At 59.8% G+C, this 26062-nt stretch carries 21 protein-coding genes; 7 read left to right on the forward strand and 14 right to left on the reverse strand.

The features are described from left to right. The first annotated feature begins 15 nt into the window (after nt 1-15). Together FCS96_RS05575 and FCS96_RS05580 are read left to right on the forward strand one after the other, a co-directional pair. Nucleotides 16-396 carry a DUF6152 family protein gene (locus FCS96_RS05575; RefSeq protein ID WP_138439217.1) on the forward strand — a complete coding sequence of 127 codons (381 nt, stop codon included), beginning with the start codon at nt 16-18 and terminating at the stop codon, nt 394-396. A gap of 8 nt (nt 397-404) precedes the next feature. Then, complete coding sequence (locus FCS96_RS05580; RefSeq protein ID WP_138439218.1) at nt 405-872, forward strand: hypothetical protein; 468 nt, start codon at nt 405-407, stop codon at nt 870-872. Between the two features lie 7 nt (nt 873-879). Here FCS96_RS05580 and FCS96_RS05585 read toward each other — a convergent pair whose 3' ends face one another. The 5 genes from FCS96_RS05585 to FCS96_RS05605 form a co-directional block, all read right to left on the reverse strand. Further along, on the reverse strand, nt 880-2193 hold the full coding sequence (locus FCS96_RS05585) for an ABC1 kinase family protein (protein ID WP_138439219.1): 1314 nt from the start codon (nt 2191-2193) through the stop codon (nt 880-882). A gap of 47 nt (nt 2194-2240) precedes the next feature. Beyond that, entirely contained in the window at nt 2241-2903 is a 663-nt protein-coding gene (locus FCS96_RS05590) for a fumarylacetoacetate hydrolase family protein (protein ID WP_138439220.1), read from the reverse strand. 24 nt (nt 2904-2927) lie between these two features. Continuing rightward, on the reverse strand, nt 2928-3470 hold the full coding sequence (locus FCS96_RS05595) for an adenine phosphoribosyltransferase (protein WP_041339715.1): 543 nt from the start codon (nt 3468-3470) through the stop codon (nt 2928-2930). Between the two features lie 30 nt (nt 3471-3500). After that, entirely contained in the window at nt 3501-4799 is a 1299-nt protein-coding gene (locus FCS96_RS05600; RefSeq protein ID WP_138439221.1) for an NCS2 family permease, read from the reverse strand. A 151-nt stretch (nt 4800-4950) separates the two neighbouring features. Beyond that, nucleotides 4951-5568 (reverse strand): trimeric intracellular cation channel family protein, encoded by a 618-nt coding sequence (locus FCS96_RS05605; RefSeq protein ID WP_138439222.1) that lies wholly within the window; start codon nt 5566-5568, stop codon nt 4951-4953. 307 nt (nt 5569-5875) lie between these two features. Here FCS96_RS05605 and FCS96_RS05610 point away from each other — a divergent pair, with 307 nt between their 5' ends. Beyond that, complete coding sequence (locus FCS96_RS05610; RefSeq protein ID WP_138439223.1) at nt 5876-6856, forward strand: NADPH:quinone oxidoreductase family protein; 981 nt, start codon at nt 5876-5878, stop codon at nt 6854-6856. Between the two features lie 70 nt (nt 6857-6926). Here the strand turns inward: FCS96_RS05610 and FCS96_RS05615 are convergent, their stop codons facing one another. The 8 genes from FCS96_RS05615 to FCS96_RS05650 form a co-directional block, all read right to left on the reverse strand. Beyond that, nucleotides 6927-8756: a long-chain-acyl-CoA synthetase gene (locus FCS96_RS05615; protein WP_138439224.1), complete on the reverse strand. Its 1830-nt coding sequence runs from the start codon at nt 8754-8756 to the stop codon at nt 6927-6929. Between the two features lie 10 nt (nt 8757-8766). Further along, complete coding sequence (locus FCS96_RS05620; RefSeq protein WP_138439225.1) at nt 8767-9594, reverse strand: SDR family oxidoreductase; 828 nt, start codon at nt 9592-9594, stop codon at nt 8767-8769. Then, the gene (locus tag FCS96_RS05625) at nt 9591-11585 is read right to left on the reverse strand and encodes an acetyl-CoA carboxylase biotin carboxylase subunit (RefSeq protein WP_138439226.1); all 1995 of its coding nucleotides are present in this window, start codon (nt 11583-11585) and stop codon (nt 9591-9593) included. Before FCS96_RS05625 ends, FCS96_RS05620 begins: the two co-directional genes overlap by 4 nt. 151 nt (nt 11586-11736) lie before the next feature. Continuing rightward, a complete protein-coding gene (locus FCS96_RS05630; RefSeq protein WP_138439227.1) occupies nt 11737-12558 on the reverse strand; it encodes an enoyl-CoA hydratase/isomerase family protein in 822 nt (273 codons plus the stop codon). Nucleotides 12559-12613: 55 nt separating this feature from the next. Continuing rightward, complete coding sequence (locus FCS96_RS05635; RefSeq protein WP_138439228.1) at nt 12614-13774, reverse strand: acyl-CoA dehydrogenase family protein; 1161 nt, start codon at nt 13772-13774, stop codon at nt 12614-12616. Between the two features lie 56 nt (nt 13775-13830). After that, entirely contained in the window at nt 13831-15447 is a 1617-nt protein-coding gene (locus tag FCS96_RS05640; RefSeq protein ID WP_138439229.1) for an acyl-CoA carboxylase subunit beta, read from the reverse strand. 10 nt (nt 15448-15457) lie between these two features. Beyond that, nucleotides 15458-16324: an SDR family oxidoreductase gene (locus FCS96_RS05645; RefSeq protein WP_138439230.1), complete on the reverse strand. Its 867-nt coding sequence runs from the start codon at nt 16322-16324 to the stop codon at nt 15458-15460. Then, nucleotides 16321-18141: an acyclic terpene utilization AtuA family protein gene (locus FCS96_RS05650; protein ID WP_138439231.1), complete on the reverse strand. Its 1821-nt coding sequence runs from the start codon at nt 18139-18141 to the stop codon at nt 16321-16323. The genes FCS96_RS05645 and FCS96_RS05650 overlap by 4 nt, the downstream gene beginning before the upstream one ends. A gap of 162 nt (nt 18142-18303) precedes the next feature. On the opposite strand from FCS96_RS05650, the gene FCS96_RS05655 reads away from it, so the two are divergent. Beyond that, nucleotides 18304-18927, forward strand: a complete 624-nt coding sequence (locus FCS96_RS05655; protein ID WP_171040675.1) for a TetR/AcrR family transcriptional regulator — start codon at nt 18304-18306, stop codon at nt 18925-18927. Between the two features lie 86 nt (nt 18928-19013). On the opposite strand, the gene FCS96_RS05660 is transcribed toward FCS96_RS05655, so the two are convergent. Beyond that, complete coding sequence (locus tag FCS96_RS05660) at nt 19014-21536, reverse strand: penicillin acylase family protein (protein WP_138439233.1); 2523 nt, start codon at nt 21534-21536, stop codon at nt 19014-19016. A gap of 211 nt (nt 21537-21747) precedes the next feature. On the opposite strand from FCS96_RS05660, the gene FCS96_RS05665 reads away from it, so the two are divergent. The 3 genes from FCS96_RS05665 to FCS96_RS05675 are packed head-to-tail and all read left to right on the forward strand — an operon-like array spanning nt 21748 to nt 25947. Next, complete coding sequence (locus tag FCS96_RS05665; RefSeq protein WP_138439234.1) at nt 21748-22812, forward strand: hypothetical protein; 1065 nt, start codon at nt 21748-21750, stop codon at nt 22810-22812. Nucleotides 22813-22869: 57 nt separating this feature from the next. Continuing rightward, a complete protein-coding gene (locus FCS96_RS05670) occupies nt 22870-23880 on the forward strand; it encodes a putative solute-binding protein (RefSeq protein ID WP_138439235.1) in 1011 nt (336 codons plus the stop codon). A 15-nt stretch (nt 23881-23895) separates the two neighbouring features. Then, a complete protein-coding gene (locus FCS96_RS05675; RefSeq protein ID WP_138439236.1) occupies nt 23896-25947 on the forward strand; it encodes a TRAP transporter large permease subunit in 2052 nt (683 codons plus the stop codon). Nucleotides 25948-26062: the final 115 nt, after the last annotated feature.

Here is a 26062-nt window from a genome sequence, read left to right on the forward strand (position 1 = left end):
TGCGAGGGACGCATCATGTGGTCTTCAACACGTTTTTTTCTCTGGTTGTTACTTCCTCTTATCCTGCTCTTCGGTTCCATTCCGGCAACGGCGCACCATGGCTGGGGCTGGGCTACGGATCAGGAGTTTGAAATCACCGGTACCATCGTCGCCAAACGCCTGGGCAATCCCCACGGTGAGGTAACACTGAATGTTGATGGCAAGGACTGGTTGATCGAAGTGGGGCAGCCGTGGCGCAATCAGCGTGCCGGTCTCACCGCCGAGTTGCTGTCCGAGGGGCGCGTAATTACCGTGCACGGCCACAAGTCCGCCAAAGCGGACGAACGCCGGGTCAAGGCTGAACGCGTCGTCATCGATGGCAAGGATTACAACCTCTACCCGGACCGTCCGTCCTGACGTCGTTGATGGCAGACGTCGCGGTTGTCCTGGAGCAGAGTGGCCTGGCGCAGGCACTCGCCGGATCGGTGTGGTGGTATCCGCTGATCAATGCCGGGCACATCCTTGGGATTGCCTTGTTGGTGGGCGGCATTGTGCCTCTGGATCTGAGGTTGCTGGGGCTCTGGTCGAGCCTCCCCCTGCAGCCATTCTGGCGGGTGCTGCGGACGACAGCAGCTGTCGGCCTGGCCTTGGCAGTGACCACGGGCAGCCTGATGTTCATCACCCGTGCCACCGAGTACCTGGAGTCGTTCTGGTTCCGGGCCAAGCTGCTGGCACTGTTGCTTGGCCTGGTGAATATCGTGGTGGTCATGGCCCGATATACCGCGGGCCCTGGCGATGGGGCGGTTAGCCTGGGGCTGCGGGCCGGCGCGTTGGTGTCTCTGGCCGTGTGGCTGCTGGTGTTGGTGCTGGGCCGTTTCGTTGGCTACTTCTGATCGCGGCTCAGTCGAGCGAGGTTTCCAGATACTTTTCCAGCTCTGACCGGAACGCTGCCTGCACGCCCAGCCGCTTCAGCATCCAGTAATGCCCGGCAATCATCCGGTCAATGAAGATGCTCTCCACCGGCGGTTTGAAATACTCCAGGTATTTGAACACGGTGCTGGTCTTGGCGGCCACGCGCTGGTGCAGATCCGCTTCCGCGAAATCGTAGGGTTCTTCCTGTTCGAACGGAACAATGAGAATGTCCCGCCACATGGCGTAATAGGCTTCGTCCACCGCCGGCTGGCTTTCCACCCGTGCGCCCAGGTCAATGAGATGCCGGTCCAGGGCCTGGTAGTCTTCCTGCAGCGCGGCTACCAAAGCTTGACGGTAGGATTTGATGATCTCGGGTTTCAGCTTCTTTACGCAACCGAAGTCGTACAGGATGATCGAACCGTCTGGCCGGTAGGCAAAATTGCCGGCGTGAGGGTCGCCGTGAATGCACCGGAAGCGAAACAGCTGGTCCGCCATGGTGGTGAAGATGCGGTGGCCAATCAGGTTGATGGTGTCCTGGTCATAGCGCGCCGGGGTCACCTCGCTGACGTGATCCCCTTCCACCAGCTCCAGTGTCAGCACCCGGCGGGTGGAATGACTGTCGATCACGTCGGGAATGATGATCCAGTCGTCTTTCTCATGGAATTTCCGGAATAGCCGTAGGTTTTCCGCTTCGTTGACGTAATCCAGCTCTTCCTTCAGCCGCTCCCGAATCTCGCCGAATAGCTGGTCGACCGCTTCCTTGGGCATTTTCAGCAGGCCGCCCAGTTTCAGTGCCAGGCGCAGTTGCTTCAGGTCAGAATCGCAGGAATCGTCCACGCCGGGGTACTGCACTTTGACAATAACGTCGGTGCCGTCGTGCAGACGGGCGCGGTGAACCTGGCCGATGGAGGCGGCAGCGTAGGGTGTCTCTTGCAGGTATTCGAACAACTCGGCAATGGATTTGCCCAGTTCGGTTTCGATCTGCTCCACGATGACCGGGAACGGCATCGGCGGCGCTTCTTTCTGCAGGGTTTGCAGGGCGTCGGAGAATTCCCTGGGCAGGAAATCCTGGGTCTGTGAGGCGATCTGGCCCACTTTCATGACCGCGCCCTTAAGCTCGCCCAGCGTGTCGGCTATCTGCCCGGCCATGCGGGTATAGCTTTCACTTTGCGCGCCGTCGTCATTCTCGCTCCGGAATATTCGGCGTGCCCGCTGGCCGGCGTATTGCCCAGCGACGGAAGCCGTCATGCCTGCGAGTTTCAGGAATCGACCACTACGGGAAGTTACCGGTTTTTTTGCCATGCAGGTTGTACGTCCTCAACCGGAGATAAGTTTGCTTAGGCCGAACGTTAAACCACTTTGGTTTCGACGAACAGCAGGTCTTCCAGTTCTAGGGACAGGGTTTGCCCGATTTGCAGTGGCCCGACGCCCTTGGGGGTTCCGGTCAGTACGATGTCACCAGGAAGCAGGCTGAACTGGCTGCTGATGTGAGCAATCAGCGGCACGATGGGGTTGAGCATCTCGCGACTGTCGCCGGTCTGGCGACGCTCGCCGTCGATATCCAGGGTGAACTGGATATGGTCTTTGTGCAGTTTGTCTGCGGCGATGAATGGCGAGAGTGGGCAGGCGCCATCAAAGGCCTTCGCCCGTTCCCAGGGCTGGCCCTTTTCTTTCAGCTTGCTCTGAATATCCCGCAGTGTCAGATCCAGCGCCAGACCGTAGCCAAGAATGGCGGTTTCCGCTTCGCTGGCGGAGGCGTTGGTCAGTGGCCGGCCAATGAGGACGGCCAGCTCGGCCTCGTAATGAACCTCGCCGCGATCGTGGGGCGCGGCCAGCGGGCGGGTTATGTACACCGCTGCTGTCGAGGGTTTGATAAACAGCAGCGGCTCATCCGGAACCGGGTTGTTCAGTTCACGGGCGTGTTCAGCGTAGTTGCGGCCAATGCAGACAATCTTGCCAAGAGGCAAGTGCACGGGCGTGCCATCTTTCCAGTGGTGTTGATAGTCCTGCATAACCGCCTCCCGTGCGCTGTCTGTTTATTCTCCGTCGAACGAGCAGACAGTATAAACCTGAAGCCCATCTTCCTGCAGCTTTCGGGAACCGCCGAGGTCGGGCAGGTCAATCATCGCCGCCACTTCCACGATCTCCGCGCCAATTCGGCGAATCAGGCGGGTGGCGGCCAGCATGGTGCCGCCGGTGGCGATCAGGTCGTCGACCAGGACAACCTTGTCGCCGGGTTTGAAGGCGTCTTTGTGCAGCTCAACGGAGGCGGTGCCGTATTCAAGCTCGTAGTCCTCGACCAGGGTGTCGAACGGCAGTTTGCCCTTCTTGCGCACTAGAACCAGGGAGGCGTTCAGCTCGTAGGCCAGGGCTGAGCCGATGATAAAGCCGCGGGCGTCGACGGCAGCAACGGCATCAATTTCATGGCCGTGATAACGATGGACAAAGGCATCAATCAGCTTACGAAACGCGGTCTTGTCCTGTAGGACCGTGGTGATGTCGCGAAACGCGACGCCGGGCTTGGGCCAGTCCGGGACGGTGCGAATCGCCTTCTTGATGCTTTCAGAGAAATAATCCATGACAGATCCAGTGATTACGCTGGATGCGGCTTACGCCGCATCAAGGAAGATGAATTTCAGGACGAATACGACCGCAATGGTTACGACACTCGCGTTGAGATCAGACCAGCGACCACTCAGGGCCTTGATGATGGCATAGGTGATGAAGCCCAGGGCGATACCGTTGGCGATGGAGAAGGTTAGCGGCATCATCAGTGCCGTTACCACTGCCGGTGCAGCATCGGTGATGTCGTCCCAGTCCACCAGCTTCAGACCGCCGGTCATCAGTACGGCCACGTACATCAACGCGGGCGCGGTCGCATAGGCCGGGATAATGCTGGCAATCGGTGACAACACCAGACATGCCAGGAACAGGGCAGCGACGACCACGGCGGTCAGGCCGGTACGGCCACCGGCAGAGATGCCGGCGGTGGATTCAATGTAGCTGGTGGTGGTGGATGTGCCCATAGCGGCGCCGGACATCGTGGCGACCGAATCGGACATCAGGGCGCGGCCCAGGCGCGGCAGCTTGCCGTTCTTGTCCAGGAGGCCGCCGCGCTGGGCGGCACCAATCAGCGTGCCCGAGGTGTCGAACAGGTCAACAAACAGGAACGCGAAGACAATGCTGATCATGCCAACATTCAGGGCACCAGCCACGTCCAGTTGCATGAACGTCGGTGCCAGGCTCGGCGGGGCAGAAACAAAACCGTTGTACTCAACCATACCGAGCATCATGGAAATACCGGTGATGGCGATGATGCCGATCATCACGGCACCGGTCACACGCCGGAACGACAGCGCACAGATCAGAACAAAGCCACCAAAGAACAGCAGGCTCTCGGCAACTTTGATGTCACCGAGACCGACCAGTGTGGCTGGGTTATCCACCACGATGCCGGCATTTTTCAGGGCGATCAGTGCCAGGAAGAAACCGATACCGGCAGAAATGCCGAAGCGCAGGGACATGGGAATGCTGTTGATGATCCACTCACGCACCTTGAGGACGCTGAGCAGGAAGAAGATGACACCGGACAGGAAGACCGCGCCAAGCGCGACCTGCCAGCTGTAACCCATGCTGCCGACAACGGTGAAAGAGAAGAACGCGTTCAAGCCCATGCCGGGAGCCAGCGCAATAGGGTAGTTGGCCCAAAGACCCATGATCAGGGTTCCGATGGTGGCCGCCAGGCAGGTGGCGACAAACACGGCACCAAAATCCATGCCGGTCGACGACAGGATGCTGGGGTTGACCACAATGATGTAGGCCATGGTCAGGAAGGTGGTGATGCCCGCAACCAGTTCTTTACGAACAGTAGTGCCGTGGGCCTGGAGTTGGAACAGTCGTTCAAGCATGACGGGAGTCTGCCTCTCAGGATGCCAAAATAGGAGTTGGGAATCGGTTTCGAATGGGAAACGCGGATTGCGCGAAAAAACGGCAATCTTACCGGCTGAAGCCTTTCAGGCCAAGGGATGATTGGCAGTGTGCTAAAGATTAGCCGACGAATTAGCTCTGGGTTGTATCCCGTTGTAAGCGAATGTCAAAGCGAACAGCCGCCATGCGGAAAATGACGATAAAGAGCAGTCCTATCGTCAATGCCAGGGCTTCGTTTTCCAGGAACCACTGGAACAGGAAGTAGATCCAGCAGCCCGCGAAGGATATCGACGCGTAGATCTGGTCCTTGCGAAAGATGGACGGCACCTCGTTACACAGGGTGTCGCGCAATGCGCCGCCGAAGGTACCGGTCATCACGCCAAGCAGGGAGGCTATGAACCAGGAGTGGCCCAGGTCCAGCGCCAGCTGGGCACCGAGAATGGAGAACACGCCCAGCCCGATCGCATCCGGCAGCACAATCTTCGATGTAGGAAACCGACCGGCGCGCTGCCAGTAACTGAACACGATGGCTAGAACCAGGATCAGCATGGGCAGTTCCTGATGCTGAATCCAGTACACCGGATGGTTGTCCAGGATCAGGTCCCGCAGGGTGCCGCCGCCCATCGCCGTGATAAAGCCGATGGTAAAGACGCCTACCGGGTCCATGTTCTTGGCTCGCGCCACCAGCATGCCTGAGATGGCAAAGGCGACGATTCCAGTCATTTCAAGCAGGTAGACGATATCGAACATGGCACATCCTGACAGCAAAAAAACTAACACTAAGAGGCCCGGAGCGGGTGCGCGCAGGATAGCGGAAAACGGCCACTGGTTCATCTGCGATGGAAAAAACAGAGGCACGTGTTTTCTTGGTCATCGGACCAGTGCAGACGGGACGGGGTAGCGGTCGTTTTTATCTGAATAAGTCGCGTTTATAAAGAAAGATAAGAGCGCTTTATTTGCTTCATGGGGTGACACTGTTTAGCTTGACGGGTACTTGAATTCAGGCAGATCCTTGGCCTGTGTTGTGCCCTATAACAATGTCATTACAGGAGATTCCATGAAAGCCATCCTCTGCAAGGAATACGGCCCGGCCGACACGCTGGTTATCGAAGAGGTCACAAGCCCGGAAGTGAAGGGGCGCGGCGTAAAAGTGCGGGTCAAGGCGGCCGGCCTGAACTTCCCGGATACCCTGATCATCGAGAACAAGTATCAGCTGAAGCCAAATCTGCCGTTTTCCCCGGGTGGCGAGATGGCCGGTGAAGTCATTGAGGTGGGCGAGAAGGTGACACGTTTCAAGCCGGGCGACCGCGTTGCCGGGCTGACCGGTTACGGTGCCTTTGCCGAAGAGGTGGTGGTACCGGAACAGAATCTGCTGCCGGTGCCGGAAGGCATGTCCGATGAGAAAGCCGCAGCCTTCACCATGGTGTACGGTACTTCTTACTATGCCCTCAAACAGCGCGCTAACCTGCAGCCCGGCGAGAGCCTGCTGGTGCTGGGCGCCAGCGGTGGGGTTGGTCTGGCCACGGTGGAACTGGGCAAAGCCATGGGCGCCCGAGTCATCGCGGCGGCAAGCTCCGCGGAGAAACTGGCCATTGCCAAGGCCGCCGGTGCCGATGAGCTGATCAACTACAGCGAAGAGCCCCTGAAGGAATCGGTCAAGAACCTGACCAAGGGCAAGGGCGTGGATGTCATCTACGATCCGGTCGGCGGTGACTTCACCGAGCAGGCGCTGCGCGCCATGGGCTGGAACGGTCGCCACCTGATCATCGGCTTCGCCGCCGGCGACATTCCCAAGGTCCCGGCCAACCTGACGCTGCTAAAAGGCTGCTCCGTGGTCGGTGTGTTCTGGGGCAGCTTCACCCAGCGCGAGCCCGAGGCCAGTGCCCAGAACATGATGGAGCTGATGAAGCTCTACTCCGAAGGCAAGATCGATCCGAAGATCAGCGAAGTCTTCGAGTTTGAGGATTACGCCAAGGCTTTAGGTGCTCTGACCGAGCGTCGTGCTACTGGGAAGGTGGTGCTTAAGGTCAGCTCTTAATATTCGGATCTGCACCGCACCTAGCCTGGATGGCTTGGTGTGGGGCAGAGACAAGCCCCCAAACCAAACCTCAGAAGTTAACCTTCCCGGCATCGATGTCAGCAACCAGCTCAGACGTCAGCTGCGTATAACCCTCGGTTCTGGGCAACCAGGCATACACCTCATCGTTCTCCCGCTCCAGTGAATAGCCAGCTTTCTGAATGTCCACCTTGCGGTACTTGAAGGTGCCAGTTTTCTCAATGGCTCGGGTTACCCGTACAAAGACCGGAATCGCATATGGAGGCAGGTTGCTCTTGAGGTAGGCGAACAGTTTGTTGGCGTCGAACTCGCTGCCATTGCTGTGAGGCACCAGTGTGACCATGCCGGCTTTGCCGTTGGTGTTCGGGATCTCTACGCCGTAAACGATCGCTTCTTCGACCATGCCAGAGCCGTCGATGATGTTCTCCACCTCGTTGGTGGAGACGTTCTCGCCTTTCCAGCGGTAAGTGTCGCCCATGCGATCCACGAATTGCAGGTGGCGGCAGCCAATTTCTTTCAGAACGTCGCCGGTATTGAACCAGGCGTCGCCTTTCTTGAAGGCATCCCGGAGGATCGATTTCTCGGTTGCTTCTTTCTGGGTGTAGCCCTCGAACGACCACTTCTTGGTGATCTCACCGATCAACAATCCCGGCTCGCCCTTGGCGACTGCCTGCATGAAGCCTTTCTTGTCGCGAACCGGATCCCGGGTGCCGTCGTGGAACTTCACCAGCTTGTACGGGGCGGTGGAGAAGCCGACGGTGTTGTCCATGTTGAAAAAGTTGCTGAAGCCGATGTTGCCTTCGCTGGAGGCGTAAAGTTCGGCCACCGTGTCGATACCAAAGCGCTCCTTGAACTCCCGCCAGATGGAAGGCCGCAGGCCGTTGCCGATCATCTTGCTCAGGCTGTGGTTCCGGTCCTGTTCGCTGGCCGGCTGGTTCAGCAGGTAGCGGCAGAGTTCGCCAACATAGCCGAAGGTGCTGGCGCGGTATCGACGGACGTCGTCCCAGAAGGCGCTGGCGGAGAACCTGCGGCGCACCGCGATGGCAGAGCCACCGGCAAGCACCGAGCCCCAGCACACCAGCAGGGCCGTGCCGTGATACAGGGGCAGGGTGCAGTACAGGACGTCTTCCGGTTCCATGGCCAGGGACATCATGCCGAAGCCGCCGTAGGCTTTAACGAACTTGCGGTGTGAGCCAGGCGCGGCCTTGGGAAGGCCGGTGGTGCCGGAGGTGAACAGGTAGATGGCGGTGTCGCCCATGCGCGGCGGGTCGAGCAGCGCGGGGTTGCTGCTGTTAAAGGTGCTGACCCGCTCGGCCATGTTGGTGAAGCATTCTGGGGCTTCGCCAAAGGCGTTCAGGGTGTTGATGTCGGCCATGAACAGGAAAGGATCGGGATGCCCGGTTTTCAGGCCGTCTTTCACTCCGTCGAATGAGGCAAGCAGTTCCTCACCGACAACCACCATCTTGGGCTCAATCAGGTTGATGCTGTGCTCCAGAACCTTGCCTTTCTGGGAGGTGTTGAGCATGGCGCAGGCCACGCCCAGCTTGGCCGCGCCGGCCACAATGGCCAGCAATTCCGGGCGGTTCTCCAGGAACACGGCGATGGCGTCGCCCTTGGCCAGTCCCTGGTTCTGGAAAAAATGAGCAATGCGGTTGGCCCAGCCATTGAACTCGCTCCAGCTGATCGCCCGGTCATCAAACAACACCGCTGGCCGGTCGCCGTGCCGCTCGGCATTGCGTTCGATCAGGGTGCCGAGGGTCAGCTCCCGGTTCTGGTCTTTCACGGCGTAGTAGTAATAGCCCCGGGCGATGGTGGAGAACTTTCGGACGATGCCGGGTAGGCTTCGTACGATGTCCCGGGCTCTGACTTGATCATTGCTCATGCTGTTTTTCCTAGTCCAGGAACAGGTCCGGTAGCAGGGGCTTGTCGCCCGCAGCGTATCGGTAGTGTTCAAAATCAGTCACGCCATCCTGGCGCAGCAGGTCTTCGTCGATAAGGTTCTGGCCGGAAAGCTCATCTGCAGACCGGTTCAGAATGCTCACTGTGGCATCGGCCATGATGTCCGGCTTGCGGCCCTGAGCCATCATGGCCGGCCCGCCCACTTCAAACTCGATGGCGGCGGTGGCAATCAGGGTCTTGGGCCAGAGCGTGTTCACGGCAATGCCGTAGCGCCGGAATTCTTCGGCCATGCCGATGCTTAGCATGGTCATGGCGTATTTAGTGGTGGTGTAGGGGCCGTACTGGGCGAACCACTTGCTATTCAAGTTTAGCGGTGGCGACAGGCTCAGAATGTGGCCGCGGTCGGATTTCTTCAGATGGGGCAGTGCGGCCTGGCTGCAGGTGAACACCGCCCGGGCGTTGACCTGGTGCATCAGGTCGTAACGACTGGCCTTGAGGTTCTCCACGCCGGTCAGCCGAATGGCGCCGGCGTTGTTAACCAGGGCGTCGATGCCGCCAAAGTGGTCGGCAGCTTCGTCCATGCGCTGTTTGACCAGTTGATCATCGCGCACGTCCAGCACCAAGGGCAGTGCCTGACCACCGGCCGCCCGGACTTCCTCGGCAACGGTGTGAATTGTGCCTGGCAGTTTGGGGTGCGGGGTGTCCGATTTGGCGGCGATCACCACGTTGGCACCCTGGCGGGCGCAGGCCAGGGCAATGGCCCGGCCGATGCCGCGGCTGCCGCCAGTGATAAAGACGGTACGTCCTTTCAGTGTGTTCATGACTCGGCCTCCTGTTGGGCGGACTCTTCAGTCGTTATTTCGACCAGAAGCTGATTGCGTTTAACCTGGTCGCCCGCACCTGCCAGCACTTGGCTGACGACACCGTCACGGTCGGCCTTGACCGGATGTTCCATTTTCATGGCCTCGAGAATAACCAGTGTATCCCCCTGACTGACTCTTTGCCCGGACGTGGCCAGCACCTCAATTATGGCACCGTCCATGGATGCCTGAATCCGGCCACTGCCGGCGCCCTGACTGCCTGCGGGAGGTTGGTGGGTCACATCCCGCACCGACCAGGACTGGCCGAAGGCCTGGAAATATAGGGAATCGCCGTCGCGGTGATATTGGCACCTTTGACGGACGCCGTTGTCGATCGTGCACAGGGAGCCATTCTCAAACGCTTCGATAACCAGTTCGTACTGGTTGTCGCCAACCGCGATGTTCAGGCGGTTGCCCGCCTGGGACACCAACAGCTCCTGGTTTTTACCATCCAGTTCAAGGGTGATGGGGGTGCGGGTCGCCGGTGCATTGCTCCAGGCACTTTGGCCTAAGTTGCGGCCTGATTTACGGCCCGATTGGTCGTGGTCGAGTATGCCGGCGGCCAGAGCCAGTTCCCGCAGTGACGGTTGCTGGGGCTGAAGAGATGGATCGTCCCGGAACGCCTGCTGCAAGAAGGCGGTGGTGGCTTCGCCGGCGCCAAAGGTATCGTCGGCGATGATGCGGCTGAGGAAGTGCCGGTTGGTGGTCACGCCGAAAATGACCGTGTCTTCCAGGGCCCGGATCAGGCGCCGGCGGGCATCGTCTCGGGTCTGGCCCCAGGCGATGACTTTGGCCAGCATGGGATCGTAATGAGGCGTGATGGTGTCGCCGGATCGCACCCCGGTGTCGAAGCGCAGGCCTTCGCCCTCGGCCGGTTTGAATTGCAGCAGGGGGCCGGTCTGGGGTGTGAAGCCGTTGGCGGGGTCTTCGGCGTACAGCCGGACTTCGATGGCGTGGCCGCTCAGCTCGATCTCGTGCTGGGCCAGTGGCAGCGGGCGGCCTTCAGCCACAGCCAGTTGCCAGGCCACCAGGTCCTGGCCGGTGATCAGTTCGGTGACCGGGTGTTCCACCTGCAGGCGGGTGTTCATTTCCAGGAAGTAGAAATTGCGGTCCTTGTCCACCAGGAACTCGACTGTGCCTGCGCCTTCGTAACCACAAGCCAACGCGGCAGTGACGGCGGCTTCGCCCATGGCTGAACGAAGATCGGGTGTCACAAAGGGAGAGGGGGCCTCTTCGACCACTTTCTGGTGTCGGCGTTGTATCGAGCAGTCCCGCTCGCCCAGGTACACGGCGTTGCCATGACTGTCGGCGAACACCTGGATTTCAACGTGCCGGGGTTCGAGCACCGCTTTTTCGAGTATCAGCTCGTCGTCGCCGAAGGCCTGCTTGGCTTCGGAGCGGGCCCGTTTGATGTTATCGACCAATTCCGGTTCGGCATTCACCAGTCGCATGCCGCGGCCACCGCCGCCGGCAGAGGCTTTGATCATGAGTGGGTAGCCGATGTCGGCGGCCGCAGCGATCAGTTCTTCGTCGGTGGCGTTGTTGCCTTCGTAGCCGGGCACTACCGGTACGCCGGCGTCCTGCATGGCCAGTTTGGAGCGGCGTTTGCTGCCCATCAGTTCGATGGCATCTGAAGGTGGGCCGACAAAAACCAGCCCGGCGGTTTTGCAGGCGTTCGCAAAGTTCGAGTTTTCAGATAGGAATCCGTAGCCTGGGTGGATGCAGTCGGCGCCGGTCTTGCGGGCGGCTTCGAGAATGGCTTCGGCATTGAGGTAGGAGGCCGTTACCTGCGCGGGGCCAATGCAGACCGCCTCGTCGGCTTCGTGCACGTGCAGGGCGTTGGCGTCTGCCTCGGAATAGACGGCCACGGTGCGATAGCCGAGGGCTTTGGCCGTGCGGATGACACGGACGGCGATTTCACCTCGGTTGGCGATCAGCAGTTTGGTCAGCATGTTGTTGTTCTCTTGCTCGGGTGCAGGTCCGCGGGCGGGAAGGAAGGTCGGTCCAGAAAACCGCTACGAGCACATCCATGTGCGCTTGTTTCCGGCCATCCTTGGCCTTCAACATTTTCTGGCCCGACCTTCCTGCCCACCCGCTCCGCGATCATTCGGATTCAGTGGCCCATTTAGGTGGTCTTTTCTGCATGAATGCGACAGTGCCTTCTGCGCCTTCACTACCCCGGATAGCCTTGGCAAATTTCTCGGCAGCGTCATCGAGCAAGCTGCTCATGTTCTCGTGGCCAACCCGGTGCAGGAGGGCTTTGGTTTCCGCCGTCGCTCCGGGCGCGCACAGTTGGACTCGGCCCAGGGTTTGGCTGAGTATTTCCTCCAGCTCCTCATCGGAATCGGCCGCTTGATGGACTATGCCCAGGGTGCAGGCCTCTTCCGCGCTAATCCGAAGACCGAGCAGAGCCATACGCCGAGCCTGGGTGAGCCCGATGCGTTCCACTACAAACGGAGCTATCTGTGCTGGGATGATTCCGAGTGAGGTTTCCGGCATGCCGAAGGTCGCCGATGGGCCGGCGATGGCCACATCGGAGACGCAGGCTAGGCCCAATCCGCCGCCCATGACAGCGCCTTCGGTGACCGCAATCACCACCTTGGAGGATTCGTTAACCTGCTGGATCATCTGGCCAAAGGCGCGGTTCAGGCGGTAGAAGGGGTCAGCCTCGCCTTCAGCCGCTGGTTGTTTGCGGGCGCCGGCCATGTCTTTAATGTCGCCGCCGGCGCAGAAATGGCCGCCGGCGCCGCGAATGACCACGGCGCGGATACTCAGGTCTGATTCAATTTGGGCAAACACCGCGGACAGCTCGGCCACCATTTGCAGGCTCATGGCGTTGCGAACATCCGGGCGGTTAATGGTGACCATCAGGGCAGGGCCCTGCTTTTCCACCAGCAGTGTTTCGCAATGAGGTAAAACTTCCATAAAGACTACTCCACGAACGTTGTTTGGGACCGGCGGCCCAGTCTGGCACCCGGGTTTAGTTTTTCTGTTTGCCCGGCAAAGTGCCCATCATTTTGCAGATGATGCCCAGCATGATTTCGTCGGCACCGCCGCCAATGGATACCAGGCGAACGTCCCGGAAGGCCCGTGACACCGGGTTGTCCCACATGTAGCCCATGCCGCCCCAGTATTGCAGGCAGCTATCGGTAACCTCGCGGCCCAGTCGGCCGGCTTTCAGCTTGGCCATGGATGCCAGCTTGGTGACGTCCTTGCCTTCGATGTGAAGTTCGCAGGCCTGGTAGGTGAGGGCGCGCAGGGCTTCGATTTCGGTCTGCAATTCAGCCAGTCGGAAGTGAATTACCTGGTTGTCGAGCAGTGACTGGCCAAAGGTTTTGCGTTCCCGGCAGTATTCGATGGTTTTGTCGACGCAGTTTTCCAGGGACTTGATGACGTTGGCCGCGCCCCACATGCGTTCTTCCTGGAACTGCAGCATCTGCATCATGAAGCCAGTACCTTCGGCGCCGATGCGGTAGCGTTGGGGCACGCGCACATCGTCGAAGAAGATCTGGGCGGTTTCCGAGGAACGCATGCCCAGCTTGTTCAGATGCGGACTAAAGGAAATGCCCGGACTGTTCATCGGCACCACGATCAGGGATTTGTTCTTGTGGGGCTTGTCGTCGCTGGTGTTGGCCAGCAGGCAGATGAAGTCGGCTTTCGGGCTGTTGGTGATCCACATCTTCGAGCCGTTGATGATGTAGTCGTCACCGTCTGCCCGGGCAACCGTCTTGGTGTTGGCCACATCGGAGCCTGCGCCTACTTCGCTGACGCCGATACAGCCGACCATGTCACCGGTGATGGCGGTAGCCAGGAAGGTGCGTTTGAGTTCATCGGAGCCGAACCGGGCGATGGCCGGGGTGCACATGTCGGTTTGTACGCCGACAGCCAGGGGCACACCACCGCAGTGGGCCATACCCAGTTCTTCAGCGGCCACCAGGTTGTAGCTGTAATCGAGACCCATGCCGCCGTATTCTTCCGGCTTCTGGATGCCCAGAATGCCGAGTTTTCCCAGTTTCTTGAACACATCGTGAATCGGGAATTCGCCGGCTTCTTCCCATTCGTCGCAGTGCGGATTGATCTCTTTCTCGACGAAGTCCCGGACCGTTTTACGTAGTGCTTCGTGCTCTTCGGTAAATTTCATTTTGTTGTTCTCCTTGTCTGAAATTGGTTCTAAGTTGTTCTGTCTGTGCCGCCGGACTATAGCCGGGCGACACCGAACGAATTGGGGCGTAATGGGCGGGCGTCGGCTTCGCGGCAGACCGACAGCACCAGCGCCAATAGCCGGCGGGTATCGCGCGGGTCTATCAGGCCGTCGTCCCAGAGCCGGGCCGTGCCGTAAAGGGCGGTAGAGCCGTCTTCGAGTTTCTTGGCGGTGGCTTGCTCGAGAAAATCGAGGGTTTTCGGGTCCGGTTCCATGCCGCCGCGCCGCTGTTTGTCTTCGGCCACGATGCGCATCACCTTGCCGGCCTGGGCCGGGCCCATAACCGCGGTGCGGCTGTTGGGCCAGGCGAAGATGAAGCGCGGGTCCAGGCCGCGGCCGCACATGGCGTAGTTACCTGCACCATAGGAGCCACCGATTACAATGGCGATCTTTGGGACCCGGCAGTTGGCGACCGCCTGGATCATCTTGGAGCCGTGCTTGATGATGCCGTTCTGCTCGGAATGGGTGCCGACCATGAAACCGGTGGTGTTGTGCAGGAACAGCAGCGGCGTACCAGCCTGGTCGCACAGCTGGATGAACTGGGCCGCCTTGGCGCTGCCGGCCGGGGTGATCGGGCCGTTGTTGCCGATAATGCCCACCGCATGGCCTTCAATGCGGATGGTGCCGCACACGGTCTGGTCATCGAACTCGTTCTTGAAGTCCATGAACTTGGAGCCGTCGGCAATGCGGGCCAGGATTTCACGAACGTCGTAGGGTTTCTTGGAATCGGACGGGATCACGCCCAGCAGTTCTTCCGCTGGAAACCTGGGGTCGTCCCAGGTCAGCTCGCGCCGGGGTGGTAGCTGTTCGTTCCAGGACAGGGCTTCGAGGATATTGCGGGCCTGGCGGATACCGTCGGCGTCGTCCTCGGCCAGGTATTCGGCGGTGCCGGCGACCTGGGCGTGCATTTCCGCGCCGCCCAGTTCTTCGTCGGTGGCTACTTCGCCGGTGGCGGCTTTCAGCAGCGGTGGCCCGGCCAGGAACATCTTGGCCTGGCCGCGCACCGCCACCACGTAGTCCGACAGGCCCGGCTGATAGGCGCCGCCGGCGGTGGCGTTGCCGTGCACCACGGTGACCTGGGGAATGCCAGCGGCAGACATGCGGGCCTGGTTGGCAAAGCTTCTAGCCCCCTGGACAAAAATGTCGGTGGCGTAGTTGAGGTTGGCGCCGCCACTTTCGGACAGCGAGACCACCGGCAGTTTGTTTTCCATGGCGATCTGGTGCAGGCGCAGGGTCTTGTCCAGACCGGCCGGGGTGATGGTGCCCCCTTTGATTGCGCTGTTGCTGGCCACGACCAGGCAGCGAATGCCACTGACCGTGCCTATACCGGCGATGATGCCGCCGCCGGCCAGGCTGCCGTCTTTGTCATCATGCATCTGATAGCCCGCCAGGGAGCAGAGTTCCAGAAACGGTGTGCCCCGATCCAGCAGCCGGTTGATGCGATCCCGGGGCAGCAGCTTGCCCCGGTTGGTGAACTTTTCCCGCGCGGCTTCAGCCAGATCCAGCACCTTTTGCTCCACCTCCCGGAAGGTCTGGATGTGCGCTTCCATGGCCTCGGTGTTGGCCCGGAATTCCTCCGACTGGGGAGTGACCGTGGTTTCCAGAACTTGCATGGCGTTCTCCTCAGTCGTCGCTCAGCACTTTCGGGGTGGTGGCGCGGTGGAAGCCATTGAACGGCTCGTTGTTTTTGGCCTTGGGGAAGGGCCACATCCGGCCACCCTGAGAGGCACCACCGTCGATGCGCAGGCAGTCGCCGCTGATGAACGCAGCTCCGGGGCTGAGCAGGAAGCAGATGGCGGCACTGACTTCCGATTCGGTGCCCATGCGCTTGATGGGCACGTTGTCGCCCAGGCTGCGGATCCATTCCTTCATCTGTTCGGGGTAGTTGTCCATGCCGCTGGAGGCAATCCAGCCCGGTGCTACTGCGTTAACGCGCACGCCGGAGGTGCCCCATTCCACGGCCGCGGTCTGGGTGAAGTTGACCATGCCAGCCCGCGCCGCACCGGAATGCCCCATGCCGGGCATGCCGCCCCACATGTCAGCGACGATGTTGACGATGGCGCCGCCGGTGTTGGCCAGGGCCTGGGTGTAGGCTTCCCGCGCCATCAGGAAGCCGCCGGTCAGGTTGGTCCGGACCACGGTTTCCCAGCCTTTCTGGTTGATGCCGGTCAGCGGCGACGGAAACTGCCCGCCCGCGTTATTGACCACACCGTTCAGTCCGCCGTGTTCTTCAAGGATGGCGGCCACGGTGGCCTTGACCGATTCTTCTTCGCGGATGTCGCAGACTTGGGCGGAGGCAATGCCGCCGTCTTCGAGGATCTCGGCCTTTACGGTTTCAACCTTCTCGGCCTTGCGACCGACCAGAGCGACCCGGGCGCCGAGGGCGGCCAGTTCATGGGCGGTGCAGCGGCCAATGCCGGAGCCGCCGCCGGTCACGATGAAGGTCTGGCCCTTGAACAGCTCGGGATGAAAGATGGATTGATAGCTCATGTACGGTGTCCTTTTTCCATGACAGCCCGGCTCACCGGAACCGGAAATTCGAGAAGTTGCTGGGCAAAGGCCTTGCCCTGGGGATCAATGCGCAGACTGGCGACGCCGCCTCCACCCAGGCTGTGTTCCAGCAGGAAGTTAAGAGCGTTCAGCCCCGGCATGGCCCAGCGGGTGACCTTGCCGGTGTCGGGGTTGAGGGTGTGTTGCATCCACTCGGCAACGGCGGTTTCGGTCAGCGCCGCGTCGATGAAGGGCAGGAAGTCCGGATGGCGGGCAACTACGCCGATGTTGCTGTGGTCGCCTTTGTCGCCACTGCGGGCCCAGGCCAGTTCGATCAGGGGAACAGTGGTGTCGGTTTCCGGCGCGGTCTGGCTTGTCGGTTCTTCGGCCAGTTGGCTCGGGTCAAAGCCGCCGTCGGTGGCGACCGGTACCTGCTGGCGGTCACCGTCGAGGTCCACTGAAACAGAGGTCATACTCTTGGGCACCAGGCAGGAGAACAGCCGGATTTTCGGCCATACGGCCGGGCGACCTCCAACAATGCCGGTCAGGCCGGGTGCCATGCCGGTAGCGGCCTGGGCAATTTCCCGTGAGAACAGCACTAGCGCCTCTTTTTTCGGGTGTGCGGTGCTGATCTTCACCACGACTTCCCGGCTTTCACCGCCGCGACCGTGAGGGCCGTAGGTGGCCTCGGTGCCCAGTAGTTCCACGCTGGTTTCCGTATAGTCCGGCAGGTCCCGCTCCCGGAACAGGCGCGAGGTTTTTGTCAGGATAGCGTCGGCCACTTTTTGGGCCTTGGCCGGTGCGTTAATGCCTCCCATCAGGAAGGTAACCGTGCACTTGAAACCGTCGGGCCAGGTGCCTGACACCTTGTAACTGTCGGTAGGGGGGAGGCCGGTAGCACCGCATACAGTGACCTGGTCCGGCCCGGTTTCTTCCAGGCTCACTTTGGTGAAATCGCAGGTCACGTCGGGCAGCAGGTAGGCCCTCGGGTCACCAATTTCGTACACCAGTTGCTCGGCCACTGTGCCCAGGCTGACCTGGCCACCGGTACCCTCGGGTTTGGTGATCACGAATTCGCCGTCGGCCCCGACTTCGGCTATCGGGAAGCCCATGTCCGCGTAACCATCGGCCACCTGTTCCCAATCGGTAAAGTTGCCGCCAGTTACCTGAGCCCCGCACTCCAGCAGGTGGCCGGCCAGGCTGCCCTGGGCCAGCTTGTCGTAGTCCGACCAGTCCCAGCCGAATTCGTGCACCAGGGGCGCCAGTACCAGCGCGCTGTCGGCAACGCGCCCGGTAATGATGATATCCGCGCCTTGGTCCAGCGCCGCCACCAGGCCGGGCGCGCCCAGATAGGCGTTCAGGCTTACCATCATCGGTGGCATCGGCTGACCGGTGGTCATTTCGGTGATGCCCGCCTCGGCCAGGGTTTTCTTTTCAGCCAGCAGATCATCGCCCAGGACCAAAGCGATCTTCATCTCAATGCCGGCCTGTTCGCACAGGGCCTGTAAGGCATCCCGACAAGCCGCCGGATTAACGCCGCCAGCGTTGGCCAAAACGCGGATGCCTTTCTCGCGAATCTCACCCAGCAGCGGCCCCATCACCGTTTGCACGAAATCCCGGGCATAACCCTGGGACGGGTCTTTCATCTTCTGCCCGGCCATGATCGACATGGTGATTTCGGCCAGGTAATCCGCCACCAGGTAATCAATTCGGCCGCTGCGAACCAATTGTGCAGCAGCGGTTTCGGTATCGCCCCAGAACGCAGCCGAGCAGCCGATGCGGATGGTTTTCCCGGTGTCCTTGGCGGAGTCAGTCATGAGCAAAACCCTTTGAGTCGGATGCGATCAGGCCGGAGAAGGTGGCCGGTGTTGTTCGTTAGTGTCCTTGGTTGTTTTGACGATACCAAGCAAGCGCTTGGTTTGTAAACAAGGAAATGTCGGGTAGAATCATTGGCCTGTTTCGACTGCCGGAAAGCCATTGTGAACCCAAGCAAAATCCTGAATGCCCTAATCTCTGAGAACCTTGTCTCCGATCCCAACGGCGCCCGCGGTCGTCTGTTGAAAGAAGCGGCTCGCCTGTTCCGGGACAAGGGTTATGAGCGCACCACAGTCAGGGATCTGGCCGCTGCAGTTGGCATCCAGTCCGGCAGTCTGTTTCACCATTTCCGCACCAAAGAGGAAATCCTCAAGGCGGTGATGGTGGAAACCATTCGGCTGAACACCGCCCTGATGCAAGCGGCGGTGGATGCGGCGCCGACCAGTCAGGAAAAGTTGCGGGCGCTGGTCCGCGCCGAGCTGGAATCGGTCAACGGGCAGACCGGAGAGGCCATGGCGGTGCTGGTGTTTGAGTGGCGCAGCCTGGCTGAAGAGTCTCAGGCAGATGTGCTGGAGTTGCGGGATATTTATGAAAAGCTCTGGTTGGACACTCTTGAGGCCCTGAGGCAGGAGGGTCGCCTGCTGGCGGAGCCGTTCGTGGTTCGCCGCATGCTCACCGGTGCCCTGAGCTGGACGGTCACCTGGTATCGGCCGGAACGTGGCGGATTGACCCTGGACGGACTGACCGATCAGATCATGGCCATGATGGGGTTTGCCCCGGGGATCTGATTGCGCCTTCGTCTCTGTTCGCAAGCATTGCCATAGAAAAAGGACCCTCGAGAGGGTCCTTTTTTTGATAAGAATACGGCGAACGATTAGTCGTCGTCTTCCTCGTCTTCTTCGTCATCGTCGTCCAGATCCAGCTCTCCAAACTGGTACTGCACCGGCAGTTCATCAGCGGCGATGTCTTCCTCGCTGAACGGGAAGCGGATCCACTGTTTCTCGGAATAGGCTTCCGTCATGTCGCTGTAGTAAGGCGAAGCCGGGTCGGTGGACTGGGAATAGGTCACGAATCCCTCAGCCCTGGGTGTTCCGTCTTCTTCCCAGGTGACTGTCTGGATGTAGCTGTTGCCGTAATTGATGTCGTACTGGCCGTCGCTCAGGTCGTTCGGCCGGCTGATGGCGATGGTGAAGCTGCCTTCAAAGCCTTCGCCACCGAACACCGGAATGGGTGAGTCGTGAATGCCGGACACCTGGATGTCGCGGATAGCTGCATCCAGCGCGATGGGTGAGTCCTGGATCTTTTTCACGGCGTCCGCGAAGGCGTTGATGATGCGCGGATTGGCGACGTTCAGATCCCGCGGGGTGTTTACAGGGTCGCGGGCATCGAATGGCGTGAGCCATTTATCGGGTGAGCTGTCGGCAAGAGCCGAAACACCGCGCCAGAATTCACGCCAGATGTGACCACCCCGGGAATCCAGATTGTGGGTTCCGTCCCACTGCTGCAGCACCTTGCAGGCGTTGACGATATCCACTGGTGTGCCTTCACTGCCCTCTAGTGAGGCAACGCCGCAGTAGGCATTGAGTACGTCCTCGCGGGCCAGCTGCTCGGACATCAGGCTGCTGTCCAGGACAACAGATTGCAGGCTGGCCAGATCAAAGTCCTGACTGCCACTGAGGCCGTCGCTGCCGTCAAGGCGCTGGATGACCTGTTGCATGCACTTGCGGGTGCGCAGGGTACGCGGGGTCGCTTCGTCACCGATGATGGCGGCGAAGCCCGTAAGCAGTTCCTTGGGGTTGGTTGCCCAATAGCTGTCATTGCAATTGTGCACCCAGTCATCCCGGCGCAGGGTCGGCAGGTTACCTGGCCCGAAAATACCCGCGGCCGGCGCGTCGGCGTCGGTTTCCCATTGGCACTCAGACTTGGAGCCGTCAAGGATGGGAAGACCTGGTGCCAGTTGGCTAAATACAGGGGACAGGGATGAGCCGCAGATAGCGCCTTCGGCCTTGGCGTCGGGCACGTTCGGCACGACGGTGACATCGCCGTAGTAGGCCTGCTGGCCCGGACCGGTGGCGACGGTATTCACCCAGGGCACACCGAGCACACTGGCGTGCACATCAATGAATTCTTCAAGACTGTTGGCCTTGTTCCAGCGGAAGAACTGGTTGAGCAGGCGATCGTTCTCGGCGTTGGCGTCGCGCAGCGTGTAGGCCTTGCCAGATGACCAGTTGAGCACTGGGACACCGGATACCTCGAAGGTCAGCATCGGGCCGTAATGGGACTGGTACAGGGTGCGATTGCGCACGCCAACACTGCCGTCTTCTTCCAGCACCTCAATCGTGACGTCCTGCTGGGCCATGTCGACAAATTCGCCGTCATAGAGGTATTGCGTGGGGTCGGCCGGGTTCAGGGTCAGCTCGTAGAAGGTGAATCGATAGGCGGTGGAGACGGTATGGCTCCAGGCGAAGTGCTCGTTGAAGCCGATCAGGACTGCCGGCAGCCCGTACAGGGAAGCACCCATGATTTCGGTATGATCGCCGACTTTCAGGTGCGCCAGGTACAGTCGCTCGGTTTTCTCCCAGGGGAAATGCGGGTTGCCGAACAGTATGGATTCCCCGGTGGTGCTGGCTTCAGACGAAAGCCCGTACATGTTGCTGCCAAAGGGCAGCTCCCGGTTGAACGGGAAGGGCAGGGTGGAGTCTTCGTCTTCCTGGGCCAGCTCGGAAAGCAGCTGGTCAGGGTCTGGCGCGGACACCATGGGCGCGGTGCCATCGCTGACCGGAGGTTGGGCGTTGGCGATGCCCTCGACAAACACTGACGAGCTGGCCAGAACTGCCAGTCTCAGATAGCGGCGATACATGTCGCTTTCTTCCAGGGCAAAGAGCCAGTCCGCGTCACGGCAACGTTGGTGACGACCCGGGTGTTGGCCCGCCTGAATTTCAGCCCGGTAGCGATTGAAGCCAGCCACGTAACCCGCCGATGCCGCTACAGCTTCTGGATCGCTGTTTTCCCGGAGAGGGCGGATGGCGTCCTCGGTGGCGGTTACTCTCCAGAAAAAGTCCGCGTTTAGGTTGTTGGTTTCGGCCCCGTTGGAGGGAATGCGATAGGTGCCATCGGGTCCAAAATAACGTGATCTCAAACCGCGAATGGTGAGCGTGTCTTCGGCGATCAGGCACAGATTGTCTTCAGCCTGGGCATACCCGTAGGCGTAACCCATGCCAGCAAAGTTGTCCGCTTTAATATGGGGAATCCCGAAAGAGGTACGGCGCAGTTCAATACTTTGTCCGATGTCCACGTCGTCCTGCTCGGGCTCATCCGACGACGAGCCGGCGCCAAGGCAGCCGGTCAAGAGTAACGGCGCCAGCGCAAACGGGAGGATAGATTTTATGGGAATCATGGCTTTTCCTTGTGCTCGTTATGGTTTTTGTAACAGTTCGTAACGGCACGGCGGGGCAAAAGGTTCCGGTTACTCGGGAGGTTTGCCTCTTCGGCATGGTGCAGAAGAGGCCATTGGCCTGATCGGCACTCAATATCGGCATTCAAGCCATTTTTGTAGGACAGGATTGGCAGCATCCTTGTCGGCGTTCATAACAAAAACAGGACGGACTATGAATTCCTCGCAGGTGTATCCCTTCATGCGATCCGGTGGCGGCATAAAGCTCATCGCGACCGCAGTTATCTTTTTGTTGCTGGCCGGTTGTTCCGCCAACCCCATCTACAGCACCACCGGCGCAGTGTTATCCGGTTATTCCGAGGGCGAGGCCACGCCCTACGTGCTGCAGATGTCAGATCCGCACATGGCCTGTTCGCTGGGCGAGGGCATTGATCCGCTGCTGTATTCGTTTTCCCGAGTCACCGATGCACCCGATACCACTGGTTCATTGCTGATGCTGTTGGCGGGTAACTGCATGGAATACCGGGCCTGGGAGGCGGAGCTTGCCTACCTCCGCGCCGATTTCGAGGGCAATGTCCCGGCTGCCAAAGACGCCCGGGAAGAAGCCAAACGCCTGAACGCCAAGACCGCCGAGCGTCGCCTCAAAGCCTTTAATCGCGCCATGGCCGCCTATGAATTTGATCCCGCTGCAGAGCCGCTGGAGTGTCCGTTCCTGTTCAGTGAACAGGATGAACTGACCTTCTTGCTGGGGTTGTTGACCGGGATGCAGGCGATCGTTAACGACGCCAACTCCGGTGCCCTCGCGGGTATTCCTCGAAATATTGCGCCCCAGGCAGAGCGAGCTGCGATCTGTGTCGACAACGAGAAATGGGGTGGCCTACCCAATTCGATTCGGGCCTTGGTCTGGTTGCTGCTGCCGGATACCCAGCCGCCGTTGTCACCGGATCCCTGGACGGTGTTGGACCACAGCTCCGAGCTGGGTGTGAAGAAGGGCCTGCGGGCATCCATGGCGCTGGAAGCCGTGGCAGCGGAAACCTTTGGCCGGCCGGAGGTCCTGGCGGAGACCATCGCGCAGTTCGCGGCCTCCGAAGACAGCGTTGAGGTATGGGACGACTACCAATTGGTGGACGAAGTGGCAGCCGGCGTTATCCGGTTCTCTTCCGATAAGCACTGGACTGCGAATTATGGGTACCGGACGCCCCAAAGTTACTTCGGCAAGATGAGCCCAAAACGAGACACTGACAACGTTGAAACCATGAGTCTGGACGACCTGCTTTGACGTCCCCGGTTACCGTTATCCGACTACCAATAAACAAAAAATGACCCGGAGGTCTTTATGATCCGCAAATCCCTCGCCGCAGTTGCCCTTGCTGCCATTGTCCCCGTGGCGTCTGCCAAAACCGTATCCATGTGCGTGTTCGACGTGATCGGCGCCAACGGTGATTTCTACAACATGGTCAAGGACTACGCGTTGGAAATGAAAGCGCACGGTGTCGATTTCGACCTCAAACCCTACACCGACGAAGGCGTTGCCGTGGGCGATTTTAATGCTGGCCAGTGCGATGCGGTGGCGGCAACAGATATCCGCACACGCCCGTTCAACCGCTTTACCGGCAGTATCAGTGCCGTGGGTGCGCTGCCAACCTACGACGACCTGAAAACCCTGCTGGCGACCCTGGCACAGCCGAAAGCGGCACCGCTGATGAAGGAAAACGGTTACGAGGTCCTGGGCATTGTGCCCGTGGGTGCAGGATACCTGTTCGTGAATGACCGCAGCATTGATACCGCTGGTGAGCTGGCGGGTAAGCGCATGGCTACGCTGGATTATCAGAAAGACGCCATTCATATGGTGAACTTCGTCAAAGCCACGGTGGTGCCTTCTGACATCACCAATTTTGCTGGCAAGTTCAACAACGGTTCGGTCGATACCGCGTACGCACCTGCTTTCGCCTACGAGGCGCTGGAGCTCTATAAAGGCCTTGGCAAAGACGGCGGCATTGTCGATTACCCGCTGGCCCAACTGACTATCCAGGTAATTGCGCGTGATGATGTGCTGCCTGACGCCAGTGCCCAGAAGGCCCGGGAAGTGGCTTGGGGCATGTTCCCGCAGGCGATGGACCTGATTTCCGGCCAGGAAACGGCCATCCCCGACGATAAGTGGGTCAAAATCCCGGAAAAGGATATCCAGGGTTATCAGGAAATGTTTCGCCAGAACCGCCTGGAGATGCGTGATGGCCTGAACGGTGCCCCCAATGTTTACCACCCAAAGATGCTTGGCCTGCTGAGTAAAATCCGTTGTGCCAGCAATCCGGCATCCTCCGAGTGCACTGCAGGCAATCGCGAATAATAGGGTGGAACACCGATGAATTGGCGAGCCTTAACCGCGCCCGCAGCCAGAACCCTTTACCCCGTGCATCGCATGCACGGGGTCGTGTTGTTGCTGCTTCTATTGTTTACCCTGCTGCTGGGCATGGGCAATTCCCTGCATTCGCGCCTGTTGTGGGTGGGGGAGCAAACCTGGCCCAACTATTATCTGCTGAATCCGGATGCCACCGAACCGTCGTGCCAGCTCGAAATGGATGTGGACGCGGAGGTGCGCAAGCGAGTCGATGCCTACCAGCCGGATCCGGATGATCTGTTCAGCTCACCCCCCAATCGGGAGGCAGTGCGTACCTCGCTTGAACGCAACCTGGAGTTGTGCCAGGAGAAATACCTCCTTTACGAGCAAAACCTGAAACACGCCACGCCCGCACTGGGAGCGTTCAAGACCGTCGAGCAGGGGCTGGCGGATTTCCTGCTCGATAACATTGAACTGACCAAGTACCTGTTTATTGCGATGTTTGCCCTGGCCGCAGCGATTGCCGCAATGGACGCCGATCACATTGCCTTGCGCCTGCCCAGGAATCGCGCGGAGTGGCGGCTGAGCCAGGGTGCCCAGTTCGCAGTGAACGGCCTGATGGTGGCAAGCCTGAATTCGTATCTGGGCAAGTTGGCAAACTCGCCGGGCGCCGAGGGGACGGTAAGTCTTCAGTACGCCTGGGCCGGGGTCTTCGGCTTGTTCATGGTGATCAATGCGGTTCGGTTTCTGAACGTTCCCGATCGGCTGCGACGAGGCAACCTGGCGCTGTCGTCGGGATTGGTGATGCCCCTGTATTGCGGTATGGGGTTGATCGCCATGAGCTACTTCTTCTTCGTGGATGGCTACGCGTCGGGCCTGGCGATCTATTTCGGCATGATGTCCAACCTGTCGTCGATGTTCATCAACATTGGCTTGTACGTTCTGGTGGGGATGATCCTCAAGCAGACCCGGTTGCCGGAATTGCTCCTCAACACCATCAAACCGTTCAATCTGCCGGCGCCGATGCTGGCCTCAGTGATCATCTTTGCCACCGCGTTTCCGACTGCCTTCACCGGTGCTTCGGGTATTTTCATCCTGGCAGTTGGTGGCGTTGTCTATGATGAGCTCCGGCGAGCCGGGGCCGGGCGGCAGTTATCACTGGCCACCACCGCCATGTCCGGAAGTCTGGGTGTGGTGCTTAATCCGTGCCTGCTGATCGTAGTGATTGCTGCCTTGAACAAAGAAGTGACTACCACCGAAATGTACGGTTGGGGCTTCTGGGTGTTCATCATGTCGGCGACGTTGTTTTCGTTGATTGTCTGTAAGACCCAGGGTAATTGGAAGCCGCGGCCGGCGCCCGGTGCGTTTCGCGCTGCCGTTCGGCAAACCCGGCCACTGCTGCCCTACGCCATAGTTGCTGCCCTGGTGGTTCTGTCGGTCTGGGCGATTCTTGGCCTGCAATTTAACGAGTACAGTGCGCCGCTGATCCTGCCGCTAGTGATGCTGGCACTGGTAATGCTGGATGCACGCAAGGACAGTCGGGAACAGGGTGAGTCCCGGCTTCAAGCCTTCTGGAACCGTAGCACCGCCGCCGCCAGTGATTCGGCTGTGCATATCGGCGCCTTGCTGGCGTTAATCGGCTTTTCTATCTGCCTCGGCGGCATTCTGGAGCGCTCCGATATTGTCCATGCGCTGTTTCCGGAGAATCTGACCAGCCCCTGGATTGCCATGTTGGTGATTGTGGTGATGCTGACCCTGATCGGGATGGTGATGGATCCCTTTGGCGCGGTGATTCTGGTGTCCGCGACCATTGCCCAGCCCGCCATTCAGCTGGGCATAGATCCGCTGCACTTCTGGATTGTTTGTCTGGTGGCGTTTGAGCTTGGCTACCTGAGCCCGCCGGTGGCGCTGAACCACCTGCTGACCCGTCAGGTTGTGGGCGAAACAGAGGTGCTGGCCTGTGAGCGCACCGGCAGTTTCTGGCACCGCTACGAGCGATTGCTTCTGCCCCTTGCAGTGATGGGGCCCACGCTGCTGCTGGTCGCGTTCGTGCCGATGATGTTCTACGCCTTGTAGACGGTTCAGATTAATACGAAACCGCCTCTGGCCATCAGCCGCAGGCGGTTTTTTGCATCTGAGTTCGGCTAGGAGGCGTATCGGTTAACACTCAGTAAATAAACGCCGCCCCGGG

Origin of the sequence: Marinobacter alexandrii (genome assembly GCF_005871205.1) — a bacterium.
Taxonomy (GTDB): Bacteria; Pseudomonadota; Gammaproteobacteria; order Pseudomonadales; family Oleiphilaceae; genus Marinobacter; species Marinobacter alexandrii.